This is a genomic window from Methylobacterium sp. (genome assembly GCF_028290105.1).
In the GTDB taxonomy this organism is placed as follows: domain Bacteria; phylum Pseudomonadota; class Alphaproteobacteria; order Rhizobiales; family Beijerinckiaceae; genus Methylobacterium.
The window spans coordinates 1-7,340 of record NZ_JAQGKL010000144.1 but is presented as its reverse complement, the minus strand read 5'-3'; the positions used below and the strand labels follow the sequence as shown (position 1 = coordinate 7,340).

The 7,340-nt window shown below is 66.2% G+C and carries 8 protein-coding genes; 5 read left to right on the top strand and 3 right to left on the bottom strand.

Features of this window, described 5'->3' with window-relative positions:
* Together JWQ05_RS10260 and JWQ05_RS10255 are read left to right on the top strand one after the other, a co-directional pair.
* The coding region (locus JWQ05_RS10260; protein ID WP_299658246.1) for an EAL domain-containing protein at positions 1–744 on the top strand (744 nt) is incomplete at its 5' end.
* A gap of 31 nt (positions 745–775) precedes the next feature.
* Positions 776–1,738, top strand: coding sequence for a BLUF domain-containing protein (locus JWQ05_RS10255; RefSeq protein WP_299658244.1), 963 nt, complete (start codon positions 776–778; stop codon positions 1,736–1,738).
* Positions 1,739–1,971: 233 nt separating this feature from the next.
* Here the strand turns inward: JWQ05_RS10255 and JWQ05_RS10250 are convergent, their stop codons facing one another.
* Positions 1,972–2,880 (bottom strand): LysR family transcriptional regulator, encoded by a 909-nt coding sequence (locus tag JWQ05_RS10250; RefSeq protein WP_299658243.1) that lies wholly within the window; start codon positions 2,878–2,880, stop codon positions 1,972–1,974.
* A 106-nt stretch (positions 2,881–2,986) separates the two neighbouring features.
* Between JWQ05_RS10250 and JWQ05_RS10245 the strand changes: the two genes are divergently transcribed.
* On the top strand, positions 2,987–3,859 hold the full coding sequence (locus JWQ05_RS10245) for an aldo/keto reductase family oxidoreductase (protein ID WP_299658240.1): 873 nt from the start codon (positions 2,987–2,989) through the stop codon (positions 3,857–3,859).
* Positions 3,860–3,916: 57 nt separating this feature from the next.
* On the opposite strand, the gene JWQ05_RS10240 is transcribed toward JWQ05_RS10245, so the two are convergent.
* Positions 3,917–4,924 (bottom strand): LysR family transcriptional regulator, encoded by a 1,008-nt coding sequence (locus tag JWQ05_RS10240; RefSeq protein WP_299658250.1) that lies wholly within the window; start codon positions 4,922–4,924, stop codon positions 3,917–3,919.
* Positions 4,925–5,019: 95 nt separating this feature from the next.
* Between JWQ05_RS10240 and JWQ05_RS10235 the strand changes: the two genes are divergently transcribed.
* Positions 5,020–5,769 (top strand): SDR family oxidoreductase, encoded by a 750-nt coding sequence (locus JWQ05_RS10235; protein ID WP_299658238.1) that lies wholly within the window; start codon positions 5,020–5,022, stop codon positions 5,767–5,769.
* 257 nt (positions 5,770–6,026) lie between these two features.
* Here JWQ05_RS10235 and JWQ05_RS10230 read toward each other — a convergent pair whose 3' ends face one another.
* Positions 6,027–6,392, bottom strand: a complete 366-nt coding sequence (locus tag JWQ05_RS10230) for an exopolysaccharide production protein YjbE (protein WP_299658248.1) — start codon at positions 6,390–6,392, stop codon at positions 6,027–6,029.
* A 625-nt stretch (positions 6,393–7,017) separates the two neighbouring features.
* On the opposite strand from JWQ05_RS10230, the gene JWQ05_RS10225 reads away from it, so the two are divergent.
* The coding region (locus tag JWQ05_RS10225) for a sigma factor (RefSeq protein ID WP_299658236.1) at positions 7,018–7,340 on the top strand (323 nt) is incomplete at its 3' end.

The following is a 7,340-nucleotide window of genomic DNA, read 5'->3' as shown; positions in this document are numbered from 1 at the left end:
ATGCGCCAGGCCCTCGCCCGGCGGGAGTTCCAGCTGCACTACCAGCCGCAGATGCAGTTGGACGGCAATCGTCTGGTGGGCTGCGAAGCGCTCATCCGCTGGCAGCATCCTACGCGCGGCATGGTCTCGCCCCTCGATTTCATCCCGCTCGCCGAGGAAATCGGCCTCATCGTGCCGATCGGCGAGTGGGTCATGCGCCAGGCGTGCCGCGATGCCATGACTTGGCCGGCCCCCATCTCCGTCGCCGTGAACGTCTCGCCGGCGCAGTTCAAGAGCGAGCGCCTCGTCGAGATGGTGATGTCGGCGCTGGCCGCCTCGGGGCTGCCCGCGACGCGCCTGGAGGTCGAGATCACCGAAGGCGTTCTCCTGCAGGAGAACGACAAGACCCTGCAGACTCTGCATCGCCTGAGGGAACTCGGCGTGCGCGTGTCGATGGACGATTTCGGCACCGGCTACTCGTCCCTGAGCTACCTGCGCTCGTTTCCCTTCGACAAGATCAAGATCGACCGGTCGTTCGTCAGCGACCTCTCCGGCAAGCGCGACGGCGAGGCGATCATCCGGGCGATCGCGGGCCTCGGCAGGAGCCTCGGCATGACGACCGTCGCGGAGGGCGTCGAGACCGCCGACCAGATGGCGCGCATCCGGGCGGAGGGCTGCACCGACGTGCAGGGCTACCTCATCAGCAAGCCGGTCCCCGCCGCAGAGGTCCTGACGTTCCTCTCGGCCGATCGTCCCACCTACTGATCCGAGCTTCCGCCCCTCCGGAGTTGTCGCCGTGCGTGACCTGTACCGCCTCGTTTATGCCAGCAAGAACCTCCTGCAGGGGTCGGACGCCGAGATCGCCGAGGCGGTGTCGCAGATCCTCATCGCCTCTCAGCGCAACAACGCCACGGTGGATGTCACCGGGGCCTTGATGTTCAACGCCGGCGCGTTCGCGCAAGTGCTGGAAGGCCCCCAGCAGGGCGTCGAGAGCACCTTCGAGCGCATCCAGTGCGATCCCCGCCACGGCGACGTGACGGTCCTGCAATGCGGCCCGGCCGAGCGGCGCAGCTTCGCGAACTGGTCGATGGCCTTCGTCGGACAGTCCGCGCCGGGTCGTGCCCGCTGGGAGGGAATCGCGGCGGCGAGCGGGTTCGACCTGTCGCGGCTCGACGGCGACGCGGTGTTTGCCATGCTGCACGGCCTTGTGCTGGACGAAGAGGGCCTGCCGCCCGTGGCGAGCGCCCTGCCGACGCCGGCGATGGCCGCCGGCACGCTCGCGCCTGTCCTGGATGTCGAGCGGGTGCGCGCGGAGCTTCCGCAGCCCGGGCAAGCCCTGCAGGGCCCGCAAGCTTCGCAGGGCCCGCAAGCCTCGCAGGCCCAAGTCCTGGAAGCATCGCACGAAGCGCATGCGATCCCGGCCGCGCCCGCGCCGGACGGGAAGCACACATCGACCAACACAGCCGGGCCCGGCCTGGCACTCACCGTGTTGCGTAGCGCTCTTTCGCAGGAGCGTCAGCGCACCACCGATCTGCGCAACGAACTCGACGATGTGCGGATCGCCCTCGCGCTTCAGCAGGAGCAGTCCGAGGTACTTCGGCAGGAGCGGGATGTCTGGGCCAGGCGTGCGCAGTTGCTCGCGACCGTCATCAGCCAGGAGGCCAGGGCTGTCGCAGACGCATCTGAAGCGGCCAAAGCCGAAGCTGATCCGGGAAGCGAGGCGGGCCGCTCAGGTGCCTCGATGAAGGCCGTCGCCTGAGATGGTTCGCTCACGGCCGAGACACGGAGAGCGGACGCGGTTCGCACAGTGATCACCCTTGCATGCCACTGCGCCGACGGTTCGTGACCGCGCACCACCCCGCAGGCCTGTGAGGGTTTTTGGAAGCAGCCGTCGGTCAGGCGCCTGTTCCTGCAGGATCGCTCCCGGTCGGGTCGGGGATCTCATGCCTCTCGCCTCGGGGCGCGAACTTTGCCGCCCCTCTCGTCATGGCATCAAGGACCGCCACGAGCCGTACCGATGAAGTCGACGAAGGCGCGAAGCGGCGCGGGTAGGTAGCGACGACCGGGATAATAGAGGAAGGGCCCCGGAAAGCCCTGCCACCAGGGTTCCAGGACAGGCTCGAGAGCACCGCTGTCGAAGTGCGGGCGCAGCCAGTCCTCGAACAGGCTGATGACGCCGGTGCCTGCGATGGCCGCATCCACGGCGAGATCGGTGGCGGCTCCGACGCGTACGATGAGAGGGCCCGTCGGTTCGATCCGGACGATCTCCCCGTCACGCTCGAACTCCCAGGCCGTCATCGATCCGCTCGCGAAGCGGCCGCGAAGGCAGGCGTGGTCCAAGAGATCGCGCGGATGCCCGGGGCGGCCGTGGCGATCGAGGTAGACCGGGGCGGCGGCCGTCGCGAAGCGCTGGACGCGGGGACCGATCGGGACCGCGATCATGTCCTGTTCGAGCCGTTCGTCGTAGCGGATGCCGGCATCGCATCCCGCCGCGAGCACGTCGACGAAGCCGTCCTCGGCGACCACGTCGAGGCAGATGTCCGGGTAGGCCGCGAGGAAGGGCGGCACGATCCGAGGCAGCACCAGTCGCGCCGCGCTAACCGGCACGTTGAGCCGGAGCGTGCCGGCCGGGCGGTCGCGAAATCCGTTCACCACGTCCAGTGCCGCCTCGACCTCGCTCAGGGCCGGCGTCAGCCGTTCGAGCAGACGCAGGCCCGCCTCGGTCGGCACGACGCTGCGTGTGGTGCGGTTCAGCAGCCGGATACCGAGCCGGGTCTCCAATCGACGGACGGCTTCGCTGAGGCCGGACGCGCTCAGGCCGCTCGCCCGTGCGCCGTCGCGAAACCCGCCGGCGCGCGCCACGGCGACGAACGCGGACAGGCCCCCGAGATCGACCGCCATTGTTCGTCTCCTCGCACAGCCCGTGCGCACTGAGCCGGATTATCACGCAATCGACCCAGGTCTACAGCCTTCCTCATCACGACGGCGAGACACGGAAGAGACAACCATGACCGACATCGAACAGGCCGGGACCTGCGCGCTCGGGAATCGCACCGTAAGGCGCCTGGGCTACGGCGCCATGCAGCTCGCGGGACCGGGTGTGTTCGGGCCGCCCAAGGACCGGGCCGGAGCCATCGCGGTCCTGCGCGAGGCGGTGGCGCATGGGGTGAACCACATCGACACCAGCGATTTCTACGGCCCCCATGTCACCAACCAGCTGATCCGCGAAGCGCTTCATCCCTACCCGGACGACCTCGTGATCGTCACCAAGATCGGCGCCCGGCGCGGTGAAGACGGATCGTGGAACCCGGCCTTTTCGCCCGAAGACCTCACGCGCGCCGTCCACGACAACCTGCGCCATCTCGGCGTCGAGGCCCTCGACGTGGTCAACCTGCGCATCATGTTCGACGTACATGGACCGGCCGAGGGCTCGATCGCGGCGCCGCTCGCCACCCTCGCCGAGCTTCAGCGCCAGGGGCTGGTGCGCCGGATCGGCCTCAGCAACGTAACGGCCCGTCAGGTCGTCGAGGGACGGGGCGTCGCGGACATCGTATGCGTCCAGAACGCGTACAATCTCGCGCACCGGGCGGATGACGCCCTCGTCGACGAACTCGCGGCCACCGGCATCGCCTTCGTGCCGTTCTTCCCGCTGGGCGGCTTCAGCCCGCTCCAGTCGGGCACCCTGAGTGCCGTTGCCGAGAGCCTCGGCGCGACGCCCATGCAGGTGGCGCTCGCCTGGCTGCTCGCCCGTTCGCCCAACATCCTGCTGATCCCCGGGACATCGTCGCTGGCGCATCTACGGGAGAACCTCGCTTCAGCGGACCTGTCGCTTTCGAAGGACACGATGACGAGGCTCGATCGGATTGCCGACCGGCCGTAGTCCGGGTTCGGACGCTTCAAGCCGAATGGGTGCTCCTCGGCCGACAGAGACCACTCGTCAGCCCCGAATCCCGTTGTCATAGGGCTTCCGTCGCCTGTCAGCACGGTCCTTGGTCGTGCGGCTCGCATGAGTGGCCACAGTCACGTCCCAAGGCGTCGGTTTCTGAAAGATCCCGGCGAGAAAGCCCAGAAACGCTTTCACGTTCGGATTGCCTCGGCGGCTCTCCGGCCAGAGGGCGGTTATCGCGTGCCGATCCACGGAATAGTCGTGCAGGACCGGGACAAGGTCCCCGCGCTCGACAAACGGCGCCGCCAAATAAGTCGGTGAGATGCCGATGCCGCCGCCCGCGATGAGAGCGGCCGCGACCGCATCGCTATTGTCCATAATGATGCCGGCATTCGGCACGATCTCAACCTTGCGATCCCCGACCCGGAAAGGCCAGCGCAGCGCTTGGCCCGTGCTCTGGAACCGGAAGTTCACGCAGTCGTGGCCGACGAGTTCGTCCGGATGTCGTGGGTTCCCGCGCTCGGCCAAGTAGGCTGGGGATGCGAATGCGCAGACACGATGCGGTGCCAGCGTCCGGGCAATCAGACGATTATCTCCGAGATCGCCGACGCGGATCGCCACGTCGATGCCTCCTTCGATCAGGTCTGCGACATCGTCGCCTAGGCGTAGGTCCACCAGGAGCTTCGGATAGCGTGCGCGGAAGCGCGGCAGCTCCGGGGCGAGCAGGTGCAGCCCTATCGGCAGCGGGGCCGTGATCTTCAGGGTCCCGGCCGGTTCCGAGCGGGCTGCCACTGCGATCTGCTTGATTGCCTCGGCGTCGCGCAGCAGACGAAGGGCTCGCTCGTGGAGGTCGTGTCCCTCCTGGGTGAGCTTCAAAGAGCGCGTGGTGCGATGAAAGAGGCGCAGGCCAAGACGCTGCTCCAGGCGCTGAACGCTCTTGCTCACCGCCGACGGCGAGATCGAAAGCGCGCGCCCCGCCGCGGTGTAGCTCCCCAGTGAGCCCGCACGAGCAAACGCGACAAGGCTCGTGAGCCTGTCGAGACCAGTCTGTTCCTTCATGGCATAACTGAAACGCTTCACAGCGGAATTATCAACTTCGTTCGCTATGAATAGCGTCCGGTCATGAGCGCCCCGAGAGCGCCCTGACCGGGACCATGACGATGAACCGAGTCGCCTCACCCAACGCGTCCACGCTGACGGACCGAACCATCGTCATCTTCGGTGGCACCTCCGGGATCGGATTGGCGGCCGCGATTCAGGCGAAGGCTGCGGGCGCGAAGGTTATCGTCGTCCGGTTCAATCCCGAGGGCGCGGCGAAGGTGGCGGCCGAGAACGGGCTGGACGGATGGCGCGCCGCCGACGTGACCAGGGCCGAGACCGTCACGACAGCCCTAGCCGACATCCCCCACGTCGATCACCTCGTTCTCCTGGCCGGAACATTCGTCGCCGGCAGGATCCTGGAGGCCGAGGTCGAGTACCTGAAGCGTGCATTCGATGAGCGGATCTGGGCGGCGGTCCATATTCTGCGCACGATCGGCGACCGCCTCGCTTCTGATGGCTCTGTAACCTTCATCTCCGGTGCGTTGGCGGATCGCCCCAGCGCCCAGGGCACGGCCGTGCTGGCGGCCGCCTCCGCCGCGATGGAGGCCTTCGCGCGCGGCCTCGCGCTGGAACTGGCGCCGGTGCGCGTAAACACGCTTTCGCCCGGCACGACAGACACCCCGCTCCTGGCTCGCACGCTCGGCGCCCATCGCGATGCCTACGTCGCAGCGCTCACCGAGAAGCTCCCTCAGCGCCGCCTCGGCACGGCGACTGAGGCCGGCGCGGCGGTTGTCTTCCTCATGAGCAACGGCTTCATGAACGGCGAAACCCTCCACGTGGATGGCGGCGCGCGCCTCATCTGATCGGTCGACTTGATCTCGCCGAGGCCCAGCCGCCGACGGTCACTGCCCAAGCAAATGTCCACTTCTAGGGTTGGGCTCCAAGACGCAGACAGGCGCATTTGCGCCCGGTCCCGACGTAGACCGGGTCAACAGCGTCCGACCCAAGCCTGTGCCATCACCGAACGCACGCAGCCCCGGACCGCTTGGAGCGGCCGGGGCTGCTGTCCTGGGTTTGACGCCAAAAGCCTCAAGTTGCAGGCTGCCCGCCTATTAGGCGATCAGCAATCATCGCCCTTCTTGCCGACCGCTTGGTTCGCACCGGCGTTGTTCATGGCACCCACGGTCCCGGGTGCGGCAGGCTGCTGGCCGCCGGCCAAGTTCTTGCTGGCAGGGTCTTCGTTCCCCTTGGTCGCCGAGGTGCTCGCACCTTGCTTCTCACCGAGCCCCTGGTTGGCGCCAACGTTGTTCATCGCACCGACCGTGCCCGGCGACGCAGGTTGCTCACCGCCAGCGAGGTTCTTGCTTCCGGGATCAACTGTCGCCGTCTTATCCTTGGACGCTCCAGTGTTGCATGGCGCGGCAAAGGATGTTCCGGCCGTAAGCGCAAGTACAGAAGCGACGCTAGCAACGATGAAAAGCTTCACGATAATTCCTCCGGAGTTGTTGGTTGAAGGAATAATTCCGCATACGGAAGATCGGTTCCATTCTGAAGCGGAAGCTGACCCGCGCCGACTGATCTTCAGCCCCAAATATCATCTCCGCAGTCTGCTCGCCCTGGTAGCAAAACGCGCTTTGGAAAATACAGGCGCTGATTGGTGTGTGGGCCGGAATAAACCAACCCGCCGGAACGTGGTTCATGCTTATGCCGGCTATCTTGATCCCAGGATCGGACCGGTGCCGACGACGCTAGTGTTTCCTCCAGAATTCTCCTGGCGTTGTCGGCCTCAGTGAATTTGATCTTCGGCATCCGATCATGATTCGGTCTTTCGATCGCCTGGACGATCCAACCGAGAGTGAGATCGTCGACGCCTATGTGCCCGACGCCCAACGTCTCGCGGCTGTGCCTGCGCCTAGGCCGATGCCATGATCCGCCAAATCACGACTTGGGGCGAGCATCGGTGCAAGGTTGCGTTAGGTACCATTCAGAATCGGTATGCCAACTCCTCCCGACTGCGGTTACCGAAAGCTCCCGAGGGCGCTAGTCGGTGAGCCGAAGAAGCGAGGCGACACGACATGAGTGGTCACCAAGGGCGGGTAACTTGCCCCGAAATGAGCGAGATAGCTGCCAAAGATCTGACTGCCACGGTAAGTCGTTCGCCTCTCCCCGAGCTCGTGCGCGACCATCTGGGCCGCCAGCTCCAGATCATCTATGCATCTCTCACAATGGAGGAGCAGCCGCATAAGCTCCTCGACCTGATCGCACAGCTTGACGTGGTGCTCGCCACCCAGGACAAGCATGCGGCGTCCGTGTTTCGTGACGATCTGCTCGCAGCTCTGCCCGGACTGCGCACCTTTGCAATGTCGCTCGTTGCCAATTCAGCCCGCGCGGATGATCTCGTGCAGGAGACACTCCTGAAGGCTTGGGCGAGCCA